We start from the raw sequence: 22,517 nt of genomic DNA, 5'->3' as shown, positions 1-22,517 counted from the left end.
TTTCATGCTGCGTTTACTCGGTTTCTTATCGTTTTTTCTTCTCCCAGAAAGGCATCTTCGTGATCTCCCCTGCTAACGCTCAGGATAATACCCAAGGATATGCCCGTGAATATCAGGGAAGTTCCCCCCATGCTTACCATGGGGAGGGGCAGTCCGGTGATGGGAATTAGTCCCACTGCTACCCCCATATTAATCATTGCCTGAATGACCAGTGAAAAGCTTAACCCTGCGGACAGCAGGCCTCCAAAAGGCCGGGTGGAAATGGCTACCACTCGCATGCCGCGGTAGAGCAAAGCCAGGTACATAAAGAGCACAAAGCCTCCCCCGACCATCCCGTACTCTTCAATGATAATAGCATAGATGAAGTCCGAATAGGGGTGCGGGAGTATGTTTCGTTGTTCACTTTTACCGGGGCCTTTGCCAGTGATGCCTCCAGTTGCGATTGCTATATAAGAGTGCTTGGCCTGAAATGGAATCTCCCCGGGCTCATCATTCATGAATTTTTCTATTCGGGAAAAGAATACCCCTCCTCGCTGGCCCATCAGGATCGCGGTGGATAATACCAGCGTGCCCACCATGCCAACAACCAGAAGGTATTTTAAGGGGACCCTTCCTATAAACATCAGCAGAAGACAGGTAGCCAGCAGCATGACAGCAGTGGACATGTTAGCAATGGCAATAAGCAGGCAAATGATACCGATCCAAACGATAATCGGAATAAAGGTGCCTTTGATGTCCGTTATTTTCCGCTGCCGTTTTGCCAACATGCCTGCCACAGCGGCTATAAGGGCCAGTTTGGCCAGATCCGAGGGCTGAAATGCCTGATCAATGATAGGAATGGTGAGCCACCTGCTGGCCTGGTTGATGGTAGACCCAAAAAGGTACGTGATTAACAACAAGGGGACGCTTACCCATAGAGCGAATAAACTCAATTTGGAGAAATATTTATAGGGAATGGTGTGCACCGCCCACATGACTACCAGACTGGTCAAAATCAACGCACTGTGTTTAAATAAATAGATCTCCGTATTTCCTCCCATTTTGCGGTAGGCAAGAGATCCCGTAGCGGAATACACCGCCAGGATGCTGATCATGGACAACAGGATCACGATACCCCAGATAATAGGGTCTCCCTTTAGGTTTTCTTCCAGCCAGATTTTAACTTTTGCCATCTTCAAATGCTTTTTTCAAGTTCAAAACTGCCTCTTTAAATTGATTGCCGCGATCTTCGTAATTTTTAAAAAGATCAAAACTGGCGCAGGCGGGAGATAGCAAAACCAGGTCTCCCGCAGCACCTTTTTCCATGGCCCAGCTGATGGCCTGTTTCAAGTCTTGCGTTTCCAGAATAGTGGGTATTTTTCCAGAAAAGGCTTTTTTTAGTTTTTCGTTATCTTTCCCCAGGCAAATCAGCACTTTTACGTGCCCTTCTATTTTTTTATCCAGCAGGCTGTAGTCGTTTCCCTTATCCACGCCTCCGGCTATCCAGATGAGATCGTTTTGGTAGGCCTCTAATGCAAATGCCGTAGCATCCACATTCGTACCTTTGCTATCATTTATAAACTGGATACCGTCGACCTCAGCCACCCATTCCATTCGATGTGCTGCGTTTACAAAGGTTTTCAGTCCAGGTCCGAGTTTTTCGGAGGGTACTCCCGCCGTTTTAGCCGCCAATACGGCTGCCAGGGAATTGCAGCGGTTATGCTTTCCTTGCAAGGCCATTTCCTCTATGGGCCAGGTCCAGATTTCTTCCTCGGTTTTTACAGTCAGCTTCTTTTCCCCCACGTATGCCTTTCGCTGTGGACTGATGGTTAACCCATAGGGGAGATCTACTGGCTGGCTCTTCCGGCTATTCAGCGTAGATTTAATGATTGGATCTTCATCGAAATAAATAAAATGGTCCGCTATTCCCATCTTATCTGTCAATTTCAATTTGGTTGCCGCATAAAGCGACAGGTCATTATCATACCGGTCCAGATGGTCAGGTGTAATGTTTAGCAGCATGGCGATAGCGGGGCGAAATTTCACGAACCCCTCTATTTGAAAGCTGCTAACTTCCAGAACCCACCAATCGTGGTCGTTTTCACACAATTGCAGTGCCCAGCTTTTTCCTACATTGCCAGCCAGGCCCACGTTCAATCCTCCAGATTTTAGAAGGTGATAGGTCAGCAGGGTGGTGGTCGTTTTGCCATTGGTACCGGTAATGGCGATCACCTTTCCCCGGCTAAAGCCAAAGGCAAATTCCAGTTCATCCACTACGGGGACACCAGAGGAGATTAGCTGCGCCACCAAGGGATTGGAAAAGGGGATTCCCGGGCTTTTGACCACCGTATCAGCAGTCAAAAGGGAGCCCACCGTATGTTGTCCCTCCTCAAAGTCAATTCCCTTTTCCCGGAAAACGGTTTTCTTTTCTTCAGCTATTTTGCCAGCATCGGACACAAATACGCCGTGACCCTGTTGCCTGGCAAGCAGGGCTGCTCCAAAACCGCTTTCTCCGGATCCTATGATCGCCGTTTTTTGCATTTACCTTAATTTAAGTGTAGCCAATGCCATGATGGCAAACAAGATTCCCAGTATCCAAAATCTTACCGTTATCTTCGCCTCCGGAACATTTCTTTTCTGATAATGGTGGTGTAGCGGAGACATCAGGAACACCCTTCGTCCCTCCCCATATTTCTTTTTCGTATATTTAAAGTAGCTTACCTGAATGATGACTGAAAGCAGTTCGATCAGGAAAATACCGCATAGAACCGGTAATAAGAGTTCCTTTCTAAGCGTAAGTGAAAGCACGGCAATGACACCACCAATCATCAGACTTCCGGTGTCTCCCATAAATACCTGGGCAGGGTAAGAGTTGTACCAAAGAAACCCCACACAGGCTCCCACAAATGCCGCACAGAAAATCACCAGTTCCCCGGAGTTGGGGATAAACATGACATTCAGGTATTGGGAGAAGATGGCGTTGCCACTGATGTAGGCATAAATGGCAATGGTAAGGCCAATGATGGCAGAAGTTCCGGCAGCCAGTCCATCTATTCCATCGGTGATATTCGCCCCATTGGAAACCGCTGTGACGACAAAAATCACCAGGATAACGTAAAGTATCGGAGTGAAGTTTTCACCTAAAAAACCAAATACCAGGTCGTAGTTGAGTTCGTTGTTTTTGAGGAACGGGATGGTGGTCTTCATCGACTTTACGTCCTGAAATGCGGGCGTGTCTACGATCCCTTCTGCGATGGATACCGTATCCTGAAATTCCCGGATCACCACGTCTTCATGGAAGTAAAGGGTGACACCCACAATGATCCCGATGGATACCTGCCCGATAATTTTAAACCAGCCGGCCAGGCCTTCTTTGTTTTTCCGGAATACCTTAATGTAATCATCCAGAAAGCCGATTCCCCCCAGCCAAAGGGTGGTCACCAAAAGGAGGATGATGTAGATGTTGTAAATATTGGCAAACAAAAGGGTTGGAATGACTATGGCCGCCATAATCATCAATCCGCCCATGGTGGGAGTGCCTTTTTTCTCCAGCTGGCCTTGCAATCCCAACTCCCTCACCGTTTCACCGATTGATTTTTTTCGGATCCAGTCAATGATCCCTTTTCCCAGCGTAATGGTGATCAAGAGCGAAAACAGTGCGGCCATACCGGCTCGAAAGGAGATATACCGGAACACACCCGCACCGGGAAAATCATACGTTTGGTCTATATAGTCAAAAAGATGGTAGAGCATATCATTCCTTATGTATTAGTTCTAAAAATTCTTTCACTATTTTTTTATCGTCAAAGGGGTGTTTGACTCCCTTGATTTCCTGATAGGTTTCGTGGCCCTTTCCGGCAATCAAAATGATATCTCCCTTTTTGGCCAGGCTGCAGGCAGCTTTGATGGCGGCTTTTCTATCGGCAAGGGTAAGCGTTTTCTTATGGTCAATGGGGTTAATACCTGCTTCCATTTCCTGAATGATGGTCATGGGATCCTCATCCCGCGGATTGTCGGAGGTAAATATTACCCGATCGCTTAACGAGCAGGCAATTTTGGCCATTACCGGTCTTTTACTACGATCCCTGTTTCCGCCGCAGCCTACCAGTGAGATCAGCGTCTCACCGCCAGTCCGGAGTTTTTGAATGGTTTTCAGTACATTTTCCAGCGCATCAGGAGTGTGGGCATAATCCACTATTGCCGTGATGCCTGCATGAACGACCTGATCAAATCTACCCACTGCGCCAGTTAATTTGGATAATTGTCGCAATATTTCTTCTTCCTCCTCCCCCAGGAGCAAGGCAATTCCCATGACCCCAAGCAGGTTATAGGCATTAAATTCACCGATAAGCCTGAACCAAACCTGCTTGCCTTCCAGATCAAGTTCCAGCCCGTGAAGCGAGTTTGCCAGTATTTTTGCTTTAAAATCAGCGGGATACTTTAAACCAAAGGTAAATTGCCTGGCTTTGCAGTTTTGAAGCATTACCCGGCCCCTTTTATCATCTGCATTGATCAGGGCAAAGGCATCCTTTGGGAGTTCGTTAAATAATTTTTTCTTGGCTTTGATATAGCTATCAAAATCTCCGTGATAATCCAGGTGGTCGTGCGAAATATTCGTAAATAGAGCCCCTGCAAATTTCAACCCTGCCGTCCTTTCCTGTACAATGGCATGAGAGCTCGCTTCCATAAAACAGTGGGTACAGCCTTCTTCCTGCATTTTCAGCAGCAACTCGTTGATGGCCAACACGTCCGGGGTGGTATGGCTGGCAGAAAGCACCTGATCCATAATCCGGTTTTCGACCGTGGATATCAACCCGCAAGAGTAGCCCATTTCCGAATACAACTGGTGGAGCAGGGTGACGGTGGTCGTTTTGCCGTTGGTACCGGTGACCGCTATCAGAGTCAGTTTTTCAGAGGGGTTTCCATAAAAATTGGCCGCCATCAAGCCCAGGGATTGGGCTGCATTCACCACCTGCACGTACGTAATTCCCTCTTGTAGCTCCTTTGGTAACGATTCACAAACGATGGCAACGGCTCCTTTTTCCTCCGCATTTTTAATAAAGGCATGCCCGTCCACCTGGGTGCCAGGAATAGCCACAAATACGGACCCCGCAACGACTTTCCGGCTGTCAAAAGCCAGTTGGTTGACGGAAACCTCCATGTTGCCTTTGGTAGAAACCAAAGAAACTTTGTACAATATGTCCTTTAGCTGTATGTTCAACGTAACGTTAGTTTAATCACCTGGTCACTTTCAAACTGGCTTCCGGAAGCCAAAGATTGGGAACGAACCCTCCCTTTTCCGGAATGTTGCACGCGTAACCCTTTGTTTTCCAATATGTATAGCGCATCCCGGAGGGTCATTCCCGAAACGTCCGGAACAACTGGTTTTTCTACCGCATTACTCACCCATTGTATGGAGCGGTTGGCAACCTTTGTTTTTACCCAGGTCTCGGAACCGCTGTAATGATTTGAAATGCCCATGCGGTTACAGATCATTTGTAATTCTTCTACATTGCCCGCCTGAATGAAAGGAAACTCTTCCCTGTCGATTGGCGGAATTTCCTTCCTCCTTGTCGATTCTTCCTGAATGTGCAAGTCCTGCGCAAAGATCTTATCGGCAATTTCGCGGAAAACCGGCGCGGAAATATCCCCTCCATAGGCATTGAATCCTTTTGGGCTATCAATGACCACGATGGCACTGTATTTAGGTTGGTCTGCCGGAAAATAGCCGACAAAAGAGGTATAGTATTTCTGCGTATACCTGCCGTTCTCCAATTTCTGGGCCGTTCCGGTCTTCCCGGCTATGGAATAGGATTCATTATGAATATTTTTTGCGGTACCATTCGCTACCACGCCCTCCAATAGACTTCGAAGTTGGGTTAAGGTCTTTTTGGAGGCAATGTTTTTTCGTATGGTTTCGGTACGGTAGCTTTTTTCCACCGTATTGCCTTTGGACACCTGTTTGACGATCATGGGTTTCACCAGCGTTCCTCCGTTGGCTACCGCGTTGTATAAGGAGAGCGTCTGCAAGGGAGTTATTTTGAGTTCGTATCCAATCGACATCCAGGGGAGGGTGGTTCCATACCAGTTTTTATCGTCGGGATTTTTAAAATAAGGGATGCCTTCACCAATGATCTGAAACCCGAGCGGCCCATCCAGTTTTACCTGGGAAATGTATTCTATAAAGCGGTGGGGCTGGTGGCCAAAATGGTCATGGACCATTTTTGAAATGCCGACATTCGAAGATTTTTCGAATGCCTCCCGAACCGTAATTTTTCCGTAGCCCCCGTGTTTGGCATCTCGCATGTAACGGTCGTAAAACTTATAGCTGCCGTTGCCGGTATCAATGCTGTCTTCCAGATTGATTTTTCCCTCTTCCAGCAAGGCCAGCATGGAAAGCAATTTAAAGGTGGATCCGGGCTCGGTGAGGCCTTGCTCTCCTACGGCATAATTATAATATTCTCCATAGCCATAGCCGTTTTTGTTCCGTTGGAGATTCGTGATTGCTTTAACATGTCCGGTAGCTACCTCCATGACGATCACAGAACCATAGGCGGCATCCTTATTCATCAACTGCCTTAATAATGCAGACTCCGCCAGGTCCTGAATATTCACATCCAGGGTGGTGTGTATATCAAATCCATCGGTGGGTTTGATATCCTCCGCATCGTGCAGCGGCTTCCAGCTGCCACCTGCTATTTTTTGAAAAAGGGCTTCCCCATTTCTTCCTTCCAGGTACTCGTTAAAACTGTATTCCAGGCCCACTCCGTATTGGTCCTCGTTTAAAAAGCCTACCGTTCTCCCAGCCAGGTTTTTGAAAGGGCGGTACCTTTTGTCAATTTTTTCAAAAATGATTCCACCACCCATTCTACCTTCCCTGAATAGGGGCCAATTCATCATCTTAAGCTTTTCCTGGTAGCCGATTTGTTTCCTGTTCAGCGTCAGGTATTTTTTGCCTTCATTTCGGGCGTCCAGGATCATTCGCTTATAAGAGGCGGCGGAACGGTCCTTGTAAAAACCGGAAAGCAGGGTGGCTAAGGAATCGATTCCGTCTTTAAGTTGAGCACCGGAAGCAATGGAAGGGTCCATGGCTACGCGGTAAAAAGGCAAACTGGTAGCAAGCAGACTGCCATCTGTGCTATAGATATTACCTCGGGTGGCCTTTACCGGTCGGTATTGCAGGTGGATGTCCTCTGATAATTGCCGCCATTTATCCCCTTCGGCAAACTGAATGGTGCCTATCCTATAAAAAATAGCACCGGCTATCATGGTTACCACCAAAAAGGAAAGCCTGACCCGGAGCAATATGGATTTTTTTATATTCACTTTTCTAAAACAATTCGTTGAGGTGGTTCTTCAATTTCAACTATTCCCAATACCTGTATTTTTTTAGCCACTTCGGATTGCTTGCTCGAATACATGTATTCTGCTTCCAAAGTGGTGACATCCGCACGGATATCTTCTACTTCCTGTTGGAGCCGGTCAATTTTTCGTATGGTGTTTTCCGCCTGATGGTTGCTCCAGATGTATATCATGGCTAGAAATGCAGCGTATAGAAAAGGAAGTACCAGCTTGACCGGAACGTTATCCCCTACCAATCCACTGATATCCAGCTTTTGCTCTATAAGCGCAAAGGGGTTGAACCAGGATTTTTTTTGTTTCCCGGTGGGTTTGATGGGTTTTCTAAAACTATTTCTACTCATGTTCGTCCTTTCCTTGCTATTCGTAACCGGGCACTTCTTGCGCGTTTATTGCGCTCCACTTCTTCCGGATCGGCAACAATGGCTTTTCTGCTGACCGGTTCCAGAGGTCTTAACGGGTTTCCATAGAAATCCTTCTCCAGTTCGCCATGCAATTTACCTTTGGTCATAATGTTTTTTACCAATCGATCTTCCAACGAATGGTAGCTCATCACTACCAAACGCCCTCCTGGTTTTAGCAGGTCAATGCTTTGGACCAGCATTTCCTCCAGAGCCGCCAGTTCCTGATTTACTTCTATCCGAAGGGCCTGATATACCTGAGCGGAGTATTTCGCATATTTTCCTTTGGGGGCATACTTATCCAGTAGTTTCTTGAATTCCGTGCTGCTCTCGAAACGAGTGTTTGCCCGAAAAGCTACGATCGCTTTGGCCAGTGTTTTGGCATTTTTCACTTCTCCATAGAGGCCAAGCATTTTTTGAAGTGCTGCTTCGGAATAGGTGTTTAAAACCTCCGCCGCTGTCAGCTCTCCGGACTGGCTCATTCGCATGTCCAACTTCCCTTCAAAGCGGGTTGAAAAGCCTCTTGACGGTTCGTCTATCTGATGAGAGGAAATCCCCAAATCGGCCAGAATTCCATCTACTTTCGCTACCCCGTAAAGTTTTAAATAGCGTTTTATATCCCGAAAATTCGCCTGGATAAAGGTGAACCGATCATCTTCAGGAATATTTGCTTCCGCATCCGGATCCTGATCAAAGGCATATAGATGTCCTTTTTCCAGCCGCTTCAGGATTTCCATAGCATGGCCGCCTCCACCGAAGGTAAGGTCCAGGTAAATACCATCAGGATCTATCGCCAGTCCGGAAAGACAGGCTTCAAGCATCACGGGGATATGGTAGGCCGGGTTATCCACTTTTTCCTAAAAACTTTTTGTTCAAATCCTTGTATACCTGCTCCTCTTTAGCAGAATAGGCATCGTGAAGATCCGGGTTCCAGATTTCTATTTTGGTACCCATTCCGATGAGTACAGCGTCTTTCTCTAATTGCCCATGCCGAAGCATGTTTTTTGGTATCAGAAATCTCCCCGCAGTATCCAGCTCTACAGGCGATTCCCTTCTGAAAAAGGCTCGCTTAAAGCGCCTGACATCCTCATCCGTATCGTCCAGACTGGCCAGTTTGTTGTGGTCCTTCCGTACTTCTATCATCGGGATCAGCTCAAGACAAGGTTCCAGACCTTTGCGCAGCATCATTTCCTGACCCAAGGATTCAGGTAGCGATGCCTTCATTTTAGAAGGTAATACCAACCTGCCCTTGGCATCCAGTTTACATTCAAATTCACCGGTGAAAGATGCCATTCCTCTGCTTCCTGATTATAGAATACAAAAGTAGTAAATAGCCAAACACTTTATACCACTTTGCCCCACTTTTTACCACATTGGTATAAAAGTATCCAAAACAAACTACAAACACAATTTTTTACCAAAAAATAATGGGAACAATCGAAGGTGGCAACGGACTATGAATCAGCACCTAATTCTCACTAAAACCCCATTATCTAGGGTTTAAATAGGGGTTTTTAAGGAATACATTCCAGGAATAGTAGCAAGGCAATCCGGCTGCCGAAAAATAAGTGGGGGGAATTCCCATGAAAAAATAAAAAAAAGCGGAAAATTTATTTTTCCCGTTCGATGGTGTAGGTTACTAATGCGGACAGAGAGGTTTTATAGTCGGACTCCGGGAATTCGGCCAAAATGGATAGCGCTTCCTGGTAGAAATCGTTCATGACCTTTTGGGCATATTCCAGCCCTCCGGAGGCTTTGACAAAATTAATTATCTCGTTAACGGTACTTTTGTTTTCGCTCCCGTTTCGTATTTTGTAGATGATTTTCTTCTTATCTACCCAAGAGGCATGATTAAGGGCATAAATTAAGGGAAGCGTCATTTTCTTTTCTTTGATATCGATCCCAACAGGCTTACCTACCACGTCCTCTCCATAGTCAAATAGGTCATCTTTAATTTGGAAAGCCATGCCTACTTTTTCACCGAAAAGACGCATTTTTTCAGTACTTTCGCCACTTGCACCTGCGGTAGCAGCCCCTACTGCACAGCAGGAGGAAATCAGGCTAGCTGTTTTTTGCCGGATAATGGTGTAATACACCTCTTCGGTAATATCCAATTTACGCGCTTTTGAAATTTGTAGAAGTTCTCCTTCACTCATTTCCCTTACGGCATTGGAGACGATTTTCAATAAATCGAAATCGCCATTTTCAACACTTAACAACAAGCCTCTGGAAAGCAGGTAGTCACCAACCAAAACAGCGATCTTATTTTTCCAAAGGGCATTGATCGAAAAAAAACCCCGGCGGTAGTTGGCGTCATCGACCACATCATCGTGTACGAGTGTGGCCGTGTGCAGAAGTTCAATTAGAGCCGCCCCCCGATAGGAGGCCTCGCTGATACTTCCGCTGACACCCGAGCTAAGAAAAACAAACATGGGGCGCATCTGTTTGCCTTTTCTTCGAACAATATATTGGGTGATATGGTCGAGCAATTTGACCTTGCTCTGCATGAAGGAACGGAACTTTTTTTCAAAATCAGCCATCTCAGTGGCTATCGGGGCTTGTATCTGCTGTAAATCCTGCTTCATGGGTGTTTGGAATGGTGCAATATTACAATCTATTCCACCATTGACAAAACTGCCCTATTGATAATTCTGTTTAATGAATTTTATTTTTGGTTATCTTTGACCAACCAAAAGACAAACCATTGACCGACGACTATATCAAGCACCAATACGAACCCATATTGCCAAAAAAGGACGAATGGCCAGTGGTAAGGCTGAGTAAAGGCAGGAAAGAATTTATCCAACAAGTAGTAGCGTCCAGCAGTGAAAAAATAAAAAGCCTAACCGGAAATCAGGTTCAAGCATTAAAAGAGGAACTGGAGGTCACCCTGTACCGGGAAAGAATGCGCCTCAAGCAAAACCCCTGGCTGGTAGATCCGGACGATGAAGCGTCATTCTGGTCAGGGGTGAAGTCTTCCCTTTTGGCTATCGGGGTGGATCAAAAACTCCAAGAGTCGGATAAGAAAGCGAAGTACCTGGAAATATTAACGGCCATCACCCAGCGCTATGCAGAGGAAATTGCCAGTAATTTTAAGCACAGTCATTATAAAATGACCCGGAGGATCGTTACCTTCGGATTTTCCCGGCTGCTGAATACTTCCCGGGTAAAGGGATTCAAATCTATATTTAGCAACCAATACAGCCTGCAAGATAAAATCCAGATTATTGGAGAAACGGATCAATTACGGGAGCTTGCTTCGAAAGGTACCATTGTCATGGTGCCTACTCATTTTAGTAATTTGGACAGCATCCTGATTGGATGGACGATCAGCACCCTCGGCCTGCCGCCTTTCATTTATGGAGCAGGGCTAAACTTGTTCAACATCCAGATTTTCGCCTATTTTATGAATGCCCTGGGGGCCTATAAGGTAGACCGCAGAAAGAAAAATCAAATTTACCTGGAAACCCTGAAAACCTATTCCCGGGAAGCGATTCAGTTCGGGTGCCATAGTTTGTTTTTTCCAGGCGGTACGCGTTCCAGAAGTGGGACGATCGAATCGAAATTAAAGCTTGGTTTGCTCAGCACGGCGATTGAAGCCCAACGAGCCAATTATCAGGCGGAGCCTGAAGACCCTGGAAAGGTTTTTATAGTGCCCGTTACGATCAATTATCATTTTGTTTTGGAAGCCCCCAGTCTGATAAAAGAACACCTGAACTATACCGGCCAGGAGCGATATTACAGCGAGTCAGATGAATTTTCTACCTCGTATAAAATTTCAAAATTCCTGGTAAAGTTTTTCACAAAAGGATCCGACATATCCGTTTCAATTGGGAAAGCGATGGATATTCTGGGTAATTACGTGGATGAAAAGGGAAATAGCAGGGATAGGCATGGCCGGCCGATAGACTGCAAGGATTATTTTATTGCCAATGATCAGGTGACGGTTGACCTGCAGAGGGAAGAGGAGTATACCAAAAAACTTGGAAAACGCATTGCGGAAGAATTCCATAAAATAAACCGGGTTTTTAGTAGTCATTTGGTTGCCTTTACCGCATTTCAACTCATACAACGTAGCAATGAAAAGTTGGATTTGTTTAGCCTGTTACAGCTTCCGGAGGAGGATATTCAACTTCCCTTCGATGACTTTATGACTGCCTGCGGAAAGGTATTAGATGAAATAAAGCGGCTGAAGGAAGGAGGTAAATTGGGCATTGCCCCCCATTTGGAAAAGCCGCTCGAGGAAATCATACGTCACGGTTTGGAAAATGTGGGTATGTATCATGCCAAAAGGCCTCTGATCCGTACGGAAGACGGGCATGTGATAACAGAAGATATTAGTTTACTATATTATTACCATAACCGACTGGATGGATATGAATTGGAAAAAATCATTTAATGCCCGACCCATAGGTGTAATTGGTATTGGAAGTTTTGGTGCTGCGATCGCGAATTTGCTGGCAGAAAAAAATGAGGTGCTGGTCTATGCACGCGATGAAGCCGTCGTAAAAGCCATTAATGAAACGCATACGGTCAAGAATAGAAAGCTGGCCGAGAAAATTAAAGCCACCAATGACCCTGAGATGCTTTGTGAAGCCTGCGAAGTAATGTTTCCCATGATACCTTCGTCGGGTTTCAGGGAGGTGATGGTTCAATTTGCGCCCTATCTTCACCCCTATCATTTTTTAATTCACGGGACCAAGGGGCTTTCCCTGAATTTGCCTGAAGGCAAGACCTTGGAAAACATCACCCGCATCAATCGGGAGCATATTTGTACGATGAGTGAGGTGATTTTAAAGGAAACAGTAGTAGAGCGAATTGGCTGTCTGGCCGGTCCGAACCTGGCCAAGGAATTACTGGAGCATCAGCCGGGAGCCACCGTGGTGGCGAGTCGATACAATGAAGTAATTGGCGAAGGGCAGCGCCTACTGAGATCGGATAATTTTCAGGTATATGGCAATTCCGATATTATCGGAGTGGAACTTGCCGGTGTTTTGAAAAACATCATCGCCATCGCTGCAGGTGCCCTATCTGGCTTGGGGTTGGGAGACAATGCCAAGGGATTGTTGGTTTCCCGAGGCATGGTGGAATTAATTCACCTGGGGAATGCCATGGGTGGTGGTACGAAGTCTTTTCTGGGACTTGCCGGGATAGGGGATTTGGTAACGACCTGCAATTCTACCCTCTCCCGGAATTATACCCTGGGATTTCGATTGGCTCAAGGGGAGAAACTCGTCGACATTACTTCCGATATGGAGGAAGTAGCCGAGGGTATCAATACGGTCAAGCTTATCAAGCGTTACCTGGAATCCACGAATCGCAGAGCTCCCATCACAGAAAATTTACACCGGGTACTTTTTGAAGATTATAAGGTAGAAACCGCCCTGCAATCCCTGATGAAATATCCCATCTATACGGATATTGATTTCCTGTAAATCAGTCGTTTAGTCCCAATAGGTAAGCTGCCTCCTGGCTGATTCTGTCCAAGGTAGCAGGTCGTATATACTGCCTTTGGTTGGTTTGCTGAGTTTGGTCTCTTTGGCAAAAATAGCTGTGGATAGCCCTTCTGGGTGCGGAAGTCCGGTTGGTGGTTCCTCCATGCCAGGTGTGGGAATTAAACACAACCACGGATCCCGCCGGGGCTTCGATGACAATTTCATCCGGATGAGAATCCATTGGATTATCCATTTCTTCCTGTGGTAAGGTATTTTTCAGGTGCGTTCCAGGAACAACCCGGGTAGCTCCATTTTCTTGATGGAAGTCATCCAGCAGCCAAATCGAGTTGCACACCTGAAAGTCCCTGTTTTGAACCGCTTCCGGCCAATCGACATGAAGTTTTTGAAGGCCTGCACCGGGTAGCGCTGAGCGGAAATTTAGCGAGGATAATTTGAAGGAAGTTCCCAATACCCAGGAAATGGCAGCCAATACTTTAGGATGAGTGTAGAAAAGATCGAATTCCGCTCCCTTGTTGACAAGATCTCCTAATCGTTCGGATCCCGGTTCTTTTGGGTGTCGGATGTTGGGAGACTGCATCAATTCGATCCCTGCCTGATCTCCTTCCTCTTCGAGCAATTCCTGAATTTTGGCGCGTAAAACAGCCACTGTTTCATCGGAAAGTAATTTTCCCAAATTAAGGTACCCTTCCCGTTGGAGAAACGCTTTTTCAGCTTTGGAAAGCAGGTTTTCGTGAACGCCCAGTTGTTGAAGTGTTTGTTGTTGCATGTTTTACATCATTTTGCCAGCCAAATCATTTTTTTTTTAAAGGCTGCTTAAGAACCGGGATAACGCCTTCTTTCTTTACAGCTAGAAGGACGTGAATAGGGGGTTGGTAAGTAGTTTAATCCTGCTTTTTCCGGCCCATCCCAACGGTCCTCTTTGAGATAACGAATAAAGATAGCTTACTCAGCAAAGAAAAGCAATGCCTTTATTCCAGTCTTTTTAACCGGCTAAGAAGTGGGGGGTGAGAGTAGTTGACAAAAACGTACAGGGGATGGGGATTGATATCCGAAAGGTTTTTGGCCGAAAGGGTTTTGAGTGCTTCAGCCAATGGTTTTCCGGCATAGGTGCGTTTGGCGAAAGTATCGGCTTCATATTCGTGCTTCCTGCTGATCGCATTCATGCCCACGCCCAGGATCATGGACAGGGGAGATACCAGCATGGTAAAACCCACGATATTCAAATGAATGGAGGACACGGTACCTCCCAGGGCAAAACTGATTTGTTCATTAAAAATGACCAATGATAACAAATAAAGGATAATGCCGGTTTGCAGGATTCCCGTTACCAATCCGGTTTTTATATGACCTTTTTTGTAATGGCCAATTTCATGTGCCAGCACTGCCACAAGTTCATCCGGTGTATGTTGATCGATCAGGGTATCGTATAGCACCACTTTTTTTCGTTTTCCAATTCCTGAAAAAAAGGCATTGGCCTTTGAGGATCGTTTGCTACCGTCTATGATGAAAACATTTTCCAGAGAAAACCCCACGCCTTGGGCATAATTGAGGATGGTGTCTTTAAGTTCTCCCTCCTTAAGGGGAGTCAATTTATTAAAAAGAGGTAAAATGAGGGCGGAATAAAACTGGTTAACCAATACAATAAATAAAGCCGAAATAAGCCAGAAAATCCACCAGAAGTCATTACCAATTGCTAACACCAACCAAAGCAAAACGAAAAGCAGGGTTCCGCCAATGGCTACAGACAGCAGGTACCCTTTAATTTTGTCCGCAAAGAAGGTGCTGACGGTAGTCTTGTTAAATCCATATTCCGCTTCGATCCTAAACGTATGGTAGTAGTCAAAGGGGATGGAAAGGATATCCGAGCCGATAAACAATACACCAAAGTAAGCGATGGACAGAACCAGGTCTGACAAACCAAATTGCCGCAGCCACTCATCCAGCCATCCAAAAAAACCGAATTGTATAAAAACAAGGGTTAATAACAAGGTAAAGAGACCTGAAACCATCCCGAAATAGTAATTTGTTCGTTGGTATTCCTTGCTTCGGGTAAGGGTTTTCTCATCCAGGTATTCTTCCAATGTTTTGGGGACCGGACCTGTTTTTCGGCTGACATTCAGAAAACTGATTGTTTTTTCGAACAAAAAAGAAAGGCTGATAATCCCCATTAAGAGGTATTTAATTGTATCCTGGTCCATGCTGCAAAAGTATTAAAATTTAGGACAAGGGAGAATGGTATCTCGTTTTCTGGGAGCCCCGGGATTACTGGGCGGAAATATATAGGAAATACTGATTTCATGCGCTCCTCCGGATTGAATGCCCAATTGAGACACGGTATAATCAAAACTGTACCCTATATTCAAGCCGGTAGGTAAATTAAAACCGGCCATGAGGACCAGCGCATCCCGGTTGCTTTGGTTTTCTACGGGTTTATAGGGAAGTCCCCGGTACCAAAGGCCAAAGACCACTGGCTCCAGGTAAAAGTAAGCCCCTACATCCAACTGTTCAAAAGGTCCCTGCCGCTTGTAATTGATCGTAGGAGTAAAATACCGTTGCCGGTAGGTGTGCGTAAAATCCCTACGGGCCGATCCCCTGCCCAGGGAAATCCGGTAACCTGTATGGATAGAATATTTAATGGGTAAGCGACTTATTCCTTCTTCAATAAAACTTTGATTGGGTTGGTTTACGTGGTGTGTGGAAAGCCCGAACCAGAAATTATCGGTAAAAACCAAGCCTCCGAAGGATAGGGAAAGGAGGTTTACCGGTTCACCGAATCCCTGCAGGTCATTGCCAGGGAGGATGGGACCAAAGGGATCGGTTGGATTTATTTGATTGGCAAAAACCAAATTTTCATAAAAACCAATATCTCTTCGTAGATAGCTTGCTTGAAATCCCGGTCTCAGGTACAGGTTGTCCCCTAGTTTTAATTCATAAGAAAGCATTCCGGATACATGGGTGGATCGCAGTCCCGCAGCCCCCTCCGTGTCGTTGGTTACCAAAAAACCTACACCGGTGTTGTATTCGTCCAAAAAAGTATCCGCATAGGCAGAAAACGTGGAGAAACTTGCCTCCAATCCAGGCCACTGGCTTCGATAATTTACCCCCACCCGGGTAGCCAATTCGGAGCCGGCAAAGGCGGGATTCAAATAGAGTGGTGCCGCATAATACTGGCTGTATTGCGGATCTTGGGCAAAACTGGTCCCAGCGATACACCCAGCAGCGAGGACTAAAAAAACTATACGTATTTGTGACTGAAACAAAGATTTATTCGTTTATTGGATACCAGACAGTTTATAAACGTTTTACTGCTTTCCAGTGTATGCAAAGCAGCATGTAAATTATGAAATCTAACTATTTTAACACCATAATTGATTTTATTTTTAGAGCAATATTTTTACTTATTGGACTTTGTGCTCCTTTTTTGGGTTATTCCCAAGGTTTTAACGAAAATGAATGGATATTTGGTTACTGTGAAGGAGGAGAAAATAGTTACCTCACCTTTGGCAAGGACCAGGAAGCCCGGGTCGCCACGCTTCCCGGAAACATTACCCTGGGTAAGGCCAATTCGGCCATGGCCATAGATCCCATTACGGGAGAAATTTTATTTTACACGGACGGTGCGCTGGTGTATAATTACCTCAATGAAGCCATGCAGGGAGTGGTTGGTGAATTGGGGGGAGTGGAAACAGCCCGGCAATCCGTGGCGATAGCGTCCCTGGATTTCGATCCGGAACCGGGAGGGGCAAAGGAATTTTATATTTTTTACATCAGTCCCGCCGGAGAGTTGGAATACAGTTTGGTAGATATGAATGATCAGGGCGGTGCTCCTGCCAATCAGCCACCAGCCGGCTCTGTTTCCCCGGGCGGAGTTATTAGCGACGCTCAGGGCCCTATTATGGTTGTGAAATCCGGAAGTTCTCCGAATTACTTGTTGAGTGTTGAAAACGGTGAATTGGTAGCCAGACGTGTGGAGGACATGCAGGGTCAGTTTACCGAAACTGCGCAAATACCGCTGGATGTAGCCGCTGCCGCCATCGACTACGACGAAGATTCCGGAACCGTGTACCTGCTTCCCGAAGCGGCCGGAGAGGATCTTGTCTCCCTCTCTTTTGATACCGCCTCAGGAGTTTTTGGCTCGCCGGAAACGTTGGCAGATACAGGAGGCGAAGAACCAATTGGCGGGCTGACGGTATCCCCGGATGGTGATTTTCTGTATTACTCCCAGGGAGACGAGCTGATTCGGTATTTTATTGGGGATCCTTCGAGCCTGGATCCGGAGCCAGACCCAGCTGAAATTCCCGATTCCGGGGCGGTCAGTCTCCCCCTGACCAATGAAATCCACGCCATTTACGATGTTAAAAATGGACCCGATGGACAGCTTTATTACATATACGAGGAAGTAGAAGGTGGCCCTCAGTACATAGGTAGGGTAACCAATCCGGACGAATGGCTATTGGCTGGCCTGGATATTGAGGAATTACCCTTTAACGGAACGGATTTTTGCGGCACCGTTTTCCCTCAGTTTGCTCCCACGATCGATGTAGATCCCATGGCCGATTTTACCTGGCAACCCGAAATGCCCTGTATGAATAATCCGCTTCAGCTGACGAGTTTGATAAGCCCCATGAACTACCAGCCGGTAAGTTTTGAATGGGAAATTTTGCCGCCACTTACCGATGAGGAAGGGGAAGAAATAGAAATGGACCTGAATGCAGAGCACCTGCTTCTTCCCAGGGATGCTACCTCTGAGCAACAAGTGACGGTAAACCTCACGGTCACCTATCCCAATGGAGAGACCAGCAACGTTACGAAGAATATTGCTTTTACCGAGAATAATTTAACGGTGCAGTTTAATCCTGCAGATACGACACTATGTGACCCGTCCTGCCTGGACCTGATGCCTTTGGTAGAAGCCCAAAGCGGGGAAGAAGGAGGACAAGGGGGAGGCCAGCCGGGCGGACAACCTGGAGGCGGTGGTATCGGAGGGATTCCCGGGGTGGGACAGCAACCTGGCGGTGGGCAAGGGCAAGAACAGCAAAACTACGAGTATTTCTGGTCTAATAAACGTGAAGAAGGCTGGGGGCCGGAAGCACCAAACGAAATATGCCGACCTGGATTTTACTGGGTGTTGGTCAGGGAACAGGGTTCCACCTGCTATGCCTATGCGAGCATACGTGTGAAAATGTGGGATGTGCAGGATCAAACCAATAATATCTGGTATTTTGGTGATGGAGCAGGCCTTGATTTCAACCCGGATCCCGATGATCCGGATGCTCCCACCCCTCGCCCAATAGCCTCCCCTCATCCGCAAAACATACCGGCCGGTGTGACGACGGTTTCCGATCAGGCAGGTCAGGTATTGTTCTACACCGATGGAGAAACGGTCTGGGATCTAAATGGAAACGCCATGCAGAATGGCGAAAACATCGGAGGAGACAACCTGTCTACCGGAAGTGTACTGGCGATTCCAGTGGCCTCAGATGAAACATTGTATTACCTATTCACCACCCAGCAGGGTGCTGGCGGCGAAAATGAAGTAAACTATTCCCTGGTGGACATTAAGGGAGATAATCCTCAGGGAATCGGGAATGTGGTTACCAAGGACAATTTCCTGTTTAGTCCGGCAACCGAACATTCCGCAGCGTTCAACTCTGGGGACACCACCTGGGTTGCTTTTCACGAAAAGGGCACCGATGCCTTCCGAATGTACCCCGTTTCCTCCGAGGGAATTGGGCAACCGGTATTTAATTCAATAGGGGGTGACCATGATTATGGGGACGGTATCGGCACCCTTAAATTTTCATCAGATGGCAGTAAAGTAGCGGTAAGTTATACCGAAGGAGGCACCAATTGGGTGGAAATATTTGATTTTGACCAGAGTACCGGAGAGATGACTCCTTATGCCTCATTGGATTTGGGAGCAGATGGCGACGTGTATGGATTGGAATTTTCTTCAGATGCTACCCGTTTGTTTGTGTCCTACCGAAACGGTGGGCCGGGAGTGGAGGAGTTTTTTGTACAAAGTTCCGAAGAAACCGATGAGACCGACCCAGATAATCCGGTGACCAGTACCTGCCCCGAGTGCTTTGAAACGGCCAACGATCAGGCGGCCATAGAAAGCTGTATTCTGGATAGCCGGGCGACTGTTTCGGGAACCGGGGGGCTGGATTTGGGGGCCCTTCAGATCGGTCCGGACGGCCAGGTTTATGCAGCCGTAGTTGGTTCCAATCTTATTGGCCAGATTCAGATCGGATCAGGATGTACCCCTTCCACTTTCAATCAAAATGCAGTAGATGCCATGCCTGGACCGGCTAATTTAGGGCTTCCGGCATACGTGCAAAATTCTGGTAGCAATATTCCCGACCCGAGTCTGAACGGCCCGGACCGCCTCTGTCTTTCCGATGAGGAAGGAGCCGTGGGTTTGTTTGAAGGAGGGGGTGAACCAGATATAGATATTTACAATTGGACCATTTTTAACGAGGAGGGCGAAATGGTAGATGAATTTCTTAATGGGGGAGAAGATTTCCAGGATTTGGAATATGCGTTCGATACTGTCGGTGTATTCACCGTCCAACTGGAAGTAGATCGATGCGGTACTCCCTGGGAGGAAGTTTTTTCCATGGAGGTGGAAGTAGTGGCCTCGCCGGAAATAATTCTTCCTGATGAGGTATCGCTATGTGGTGATGTAAAAAATTTGGTAGCTGTTGACCCGGAAGATCCACGGCTGGGGGAGTATGAATTTATATGGGAGAATGCTGCCGGGGAAATCATCGCTACTACCAATGAAGTGGAAGTGACTGAAGAAAGTATTTATACCGTCACCGTGTCGTATGCCTTGCCGGATGGAGAAGATGCCGAGCTTTTTGAAAGCTGTCCGGTGTCCCAATCTGTTTTTGTGGGACCTCCTTTCGAATTTGAACTGGAGCAGTCCGCCGAGGAAGTTTGCTATGGGGAAGAGGTTACCTTTAATCCGGATACACCTGTTTCCGGCTTATGGTCTATAAGACCGGCAGGTGAAGGCGATTATGAACTTTTGGGTGAGACACAGGTGCTGGAATTCAATACGGCAGACCTGGAGGGGCCGGGTTCCTTTGACCTCCTCTTTCAGGCGCAAGACCCACAGGACAGTACCTGTACGGTGGAGAGAACAGCAAGTCTGCTGGTGAATCCCATTCCGGAATTTACGCTTTCAGCCATCAGCCCGGCACAAAGTTGTGAGATTGGAGACGGAAGTGTCCTTTTGGAAGCAGGTACTCCGCTGGATAGTTTGCTTTCAGAGGATACCGATGAAATTTTTCTGGCCCTGGAAGCCGGTGCAGAGATTGAATTCACAGGTTTGGCCCCCGGTACCTATGCTTTCACGGCGTATTCCGGCGGCTGTCCCACTTCACAGGTTGCGGTCATCGAAAATGCCAATCCACCTGCGGATACGGTTTTCGATGTCGTGGTTGCTCCTGAATCCTGTACCGCAGATGGGGTGCAGGATGGCGCTGTGTTCATTTCCTTTAATAGTGGGTCCGCTTCGGGCAATTACCGCATTCAGAATATGGAAACAGGAGAAGAGGTTACTGCCACCTTTACGGGAGAGGATAGCATTCGCGTGGACTTACCAGCGGGCGAATACCTGGTAGAGGTTACCGACCTGGGCGGCTGTGCGATCCCTGATCCGGAAGTATATGAGATTGGATCAGGAAATGAAGCAGAGGTGTCTTTGAGTAGTCCGGGCTTATGCGGGGGAGTTTTGAGCACCGAAATTGTTGCCGAGGCGGATTTTTCTCTGGTGGAACAGATTGAGTGGTACTATCTGGTAGGAACGGGCAGCAACTTAATGGAAGGGGAGACGGATTCTGTGTTGGTGGTAGATAATCCGGGCACTTATGAAATTCGTCTGCTAAGCCCCTCGGGCTGCCTTCTCGGATCGGAATCCATCGAAATTATTTTTTCAGATGCGATGCCTCCTATATTGATGGATAATTATGAAATTTGTACTTCCACAGGAGACCTGATGACCCTGGACGTGGGCGAATGGGCATCTTATGAGTGGTTTAGGGATGAGGAGCTTATCAGTGAGGAACCCCTGTTTATTCCCGAATTGCCGGGATTATACGAGCTTAGGGTGGTGGATGAGGCTGGCTGCGAGTTTGTTTTGGATTTTACGGTGGAAGAAATTTGTGAAATTGATGTCAGGTTTCCCAATGCCATCCGACCGGATGATCCCAACAGGAATTTCGTACTATATACACAAGGCCAGGTAGATACATTGGTGGTTTACATTTACAATAGATGGGGAGAATTAGTTTATTTCTGTGAGGAGGAAGACGTAACCGAAAATGTGTCCGTTTGCAGCTGGGATGGAATAGTAAATGGAAGTAAAGTCCCTATTGGAACATATCCGGTAGTTGTGAAGTTTACCAATCAAGAACAAATGATTCAAAAAACAATAAGAGACGCCATTGTAGTCATCGAATAATTTATGATAGTATTGATTTCACCCGCGAAGACATTGGATTATAGCAGTAGCGAAGTATCCTTTAGCACCCAGCCTCAATTCCAGAAAGAGGCCAAAGAACTGGCTGGTATTATGAAGAAAAAATCCGCTAAATCCATTCAGCAGCTTATGGGAGTTAGTGAGAACCTGGCTGCCCTTAATGAAGAACGGTACAAACATTTTGTGGATGAATATACCCAGGAAAATGCCAAACAAGCTTTATTGGCATTCAAGGGAGATGTATATACCCATATCGACGTGGAATCATTCACTGAAGAAGATTTTGATTTTGCACAGAAACACCTGCGAATTTTGTCGGGCTTGTACGGTTTGCTTCGACCCATGGATCTGATCCAGCCGTACCGGTTAGAGATGGGAACCCGTCTAAAGACCAAAAGGGGGAGCAACCTGTATGATTATTGGGGAAAAAAGATCGCCGATTCCATTAATACCATTTCTGATGGACAGCCCGTTATAAACCTGGCATCAAAAGAGTATTTTAAAGCCGTGAATAAAAAAGCGTTAGCATCACGCGTTATCCATCCGGTGTTTAAGGAGTACAAAAACGGCACGTATAAAAATATCGGGATATTCTCAAAACAAGCCAGGGGAATGATGACGGACTTTATCATCAAAAATAAGTTGACCGACCCTGAAAATTTAAAAACCTTCCAAAGGGACGGTTACGAATACGCTGAAAATAAAAGCGGCCCGGATGAATGGGTCTTTATTCGTTGATTTTTTCCTGTTTCAGGAAAAAGACAAATCAACTATTTTCAGCCTTTCGGGCGTTTTGGTACTGTATCTGCTTACAGGTTATGGCTAAGTTTATCA

The 22,517-nt window shown here is 46.6% G+C and carries 16 protein-coding genes; 4 read left to right on the top strand and 12 right to left on the bottom strand.

The window, feature by feature from the left end; all coding sequences use genetic code 11:
- Positions 1 to 2: 2 nt before the first annotated feature.
- From GJQ68_RS08820 to GJQ68_RS08780, 9 genes are all read right to left on the bottom strand, one after another.
- The gene (locus tag GJQ68_RS08820; RefSeq protein WP_162416946.1) at positions 3 to 1,172 is read right to left on the bottom strand and encodes an FtsW/RodA/SpoVE family cell cycle protein; all 1,170 of its coding nucleotides are present in this window, start codon (positions 1,170 to 1,172) and stop codon (positions 3 to 5) included.
- Positions 1,159 to 2,520 carry a UDP-N-acetylmuramoyl-L-alanine--D-glutamate ligase gene (gene murD / locus GJQ68_RS08815; RefSeq protein ID WP_162416945.1) on the bottom strand — a complete coding sequence of 454 codons (1,362 nt, stop codon included), beginning with the start codon at positions 2,518 to 2,520 and terminating at the stop codon, positions 1,159 to 1,161. The genes GJQ68_RS08820 and murD overlap by 14 nt, the downstream gene beginning before the upstream one ends.
- Entirely contained in the window at positions 2,521 to 3,732 is a 1,212-nt protein-coding gene (gene mraY, locus GJQ68_RS08810; protein ID WP_162416944.1) for a phospho-N-acetylmuramoyl-pentapeptide-transferase, read from the bottom strand.
- Between the two features lies 1 nt (position 3,733).
- Positions 3,734 to 5,200: a UDP-N-acetylmuramoyl-L-alanyl-D-glutamate--2,6-diaminopimelate ligase gene (locus tag GJQ68_RS08805; RefSeq protein WP_162416943.1), complete on the bottom strand. Its 1,467-nt coding sequence runs from the start codon at positions 5,198 to 5,200 to the stop codon at positions 3,734 to 3,736.
- The gene (locus GJQ68_RS08800) at positions 5,197 to 7,305 is read right to left on the bottom strand and encodes a penicillin-binding protein (protein WP_162416942.1); all 2,109 of its coding nucleotides are present in this window, start codon (positions 7,303 to 7,305) and stop codon (positions 5,197 to 5,199) included. The genes GJQ68_RS08805 and GJQ68_RS08800 overlap by 4 nt, the downstream gene beginning before the upstream one ends.
- The gene (locus tag GJQ68_RS08795) at positions 7,302 to 7,682 is read right to left on the bottom strand and encodes an FtsL-like putative cell division protein (protein ID WP_162416941.1); all 381 of its coding nucleotides are present in this window, start codon (positions 7,680 to 7,682) and stop codon (positions 7,302 to 7,304) included. The genes GJQ68_RS08800 and GJQ68_RS08795 overlap by 4 nt, the downstream gene beginning before the upstream one ends.
- Positions 7,679 to 8,590: a 16S rRNA (cytosine(1402)-N(4))-methyltransferase RsmH gene (rsmH, locus tag GJQ68_RS08790; RefSeq protein WP_162416940.1), complete on the bottom strand. Its 912-nt coding sequence runs from the start codon at positions 8,588 to 8,590 to the stop codon at positions 7,679 to 7,681. The genes GJQ68_RS08795 and rsmH overlap by 4 nt, the downstream gene beginning before the upstream one ends.
- Positions 8,583 to 9,032 carry a division/cell wall cluster transcriptional repressor MraZ gene (gene mraZ / locus GJQ68_RS08785; RefSeq protein WP_162416939.1) on the bottom strand — a complete coding sequence of 150 codons (450 nt, stop codon included), beginning with the start codon at positions 9,030 to 9,032 and terminating at the stop codon, positions 8,583 to 8,585. Before mraZ ends, rsmH begins: the two co-directional genes overlap by 8 nt.
- 317 nt (positions 9,033 to 9,349) lie before the next feature.
- Positions 9,350 to 10,324, bottom strand: a complete 975-nt coding sequence (locus GJQ68_RS08780; protein WP_162416938.1) for a polyprenyl synthetase family protein — start codon at positions 10,322 to 10,324, stop codon at positions 9,350 to 9,352.
- Positions 10,325 to 10,443: 119 nt separating this feature from the next.
- Between GJQ68_RS08780 and GJQ68_RS08775 the strand changes: the two genes are divergently transcribed.
- Both GJQ68_RS08775 and GJQ68_RS08770 read left to right on the top strand, forming a co-directional pair.
- Complete coding sequence (locus GJQ68_RS08775) at positions 10,444 to 12,138, top strand: 1-acyl-sn-glycerol-3-phosphate acyltransferase (protein ID WP_162417163.1); 1,695 nt, start codon at positions 10,444 to 10,446, stop codon at positions 12,136 to 12,138.
- Positions 12,116 to 13,174, top strand: coding sequence for an NAD(P)H-dependent glycerol-3-phosphate dehydrogenase (locus tag GJQ68_RS08770; RefSeq protein ID WP_394351289.1), 1,059 nt, complete (start codon positions 12,116 to 12,118; stop codon positions 13,172 to 13,174). The genes GJQ68_RS08775 and GJQ68_RS08770 overlap by 23 nt, the downstream gene beginning before the upstream one ends.
- A gap of 1 nt (position 13,175) precedes the next feature.
- On the opposite strand, the gene GJQ68_RS08765 is transcribed toward GJQ68_RS08770, so the two are convergent.
- The 3 genes from GJQ68_RS08765 to GJQ68_RS08755 all read right to left on the bottom strand — a co-directional run bounded on the left by GJQ68_RS08765 (position 13,176) and on the right by GJQ68_RS08755 (position 16,455).
- Positions 13,176 to 13,961 carry a phytanoyl-CoA dioxygenase family protein gene (locus tag GJQ68_RS08765; RefSeq protein ID WP_162416936.1) on the bottom strand — a complete coding sequence of 262 codons (786 nt, stop codon included), beginning with the start codon at positions 13,959 to 13,961 and terminating at the stop codon, positions 13,176 to 13,178.
- A 202-nt stretch (positions 13,962 to 14,163) separates the two neighbouring features.
- Entirely contained in the window at positions 14,164 to 15,393 is a 1,230-nt protein-coding gene (locus GJQ68_RS08760; RefSeq protein ID WP_162416935.1) for a M48 family metallopeptidase, read from the bottom strand.
- A gap of 12 nt (positions 15,394 to 15,405) precedes the next feature.
- Complete coding sequence (locus GJQ68_RS08755; protein ID WP_162416934.1) at positions 15,406 to 16,455, bottom strand: PorP/SprF family type IX secretion system membrane protein; 1,050 nt, start codon at positions 16,453 to 16,455, stop codon at positions 15,406 to 15,408.
- An 80-nt stretch (positions 16,456 to 16,535) separates the two neighbouring features.
- Here GJQ68_RS08755 and GJQ68_RS08750 point away from each other — a divergent pair, with 80 nt between their 5' ends.
- Entirely contained in the window at positions 16,536 to 21,665 is a 5,130-nt protein-coding gene (locus tag GJQ68_RS08750) for a T9SS type B sorting domain-containing protein (RefSeq protein ID WP_162416933.1), read from the top strand.
- 3 nt (positions 21,666 to 21,668) lie between these two features.
- Positions 21,669 to 22,421 carry a peroxide stress protein YaaA gene (gene yaaA / locus GJQ68_RS08745; RefSeq protein WP_162416932.1) on the top strand — a complete coding sequence of 251 codons (753 nt, stop codon included), beginning with the start codon at positions 21,669 to 21,671 and terminating at the stop codon, positions 22,419 to 22,421.
- The last annotated feature ends 96 nt before the right edge of the window (positions 22,422 to 22,517 follow it).

Origin of the sequence: Cyclobacterium roseum (assembly GCF_010119225.1) — a bacterium.
In the GTDB taxonomy this organism is placed as follows: domain Bacteria; phylum Bacteroidota; class Bacteroidia; order Cytophagales; family Cyclobacteriaceae; genus Cyclobacterium; species Cyclobacterium roseum.
Note: the sequence above shows the minus strand (reverse complement) of the source record. Positions and strands in the feature narration are given on the sequence as shown.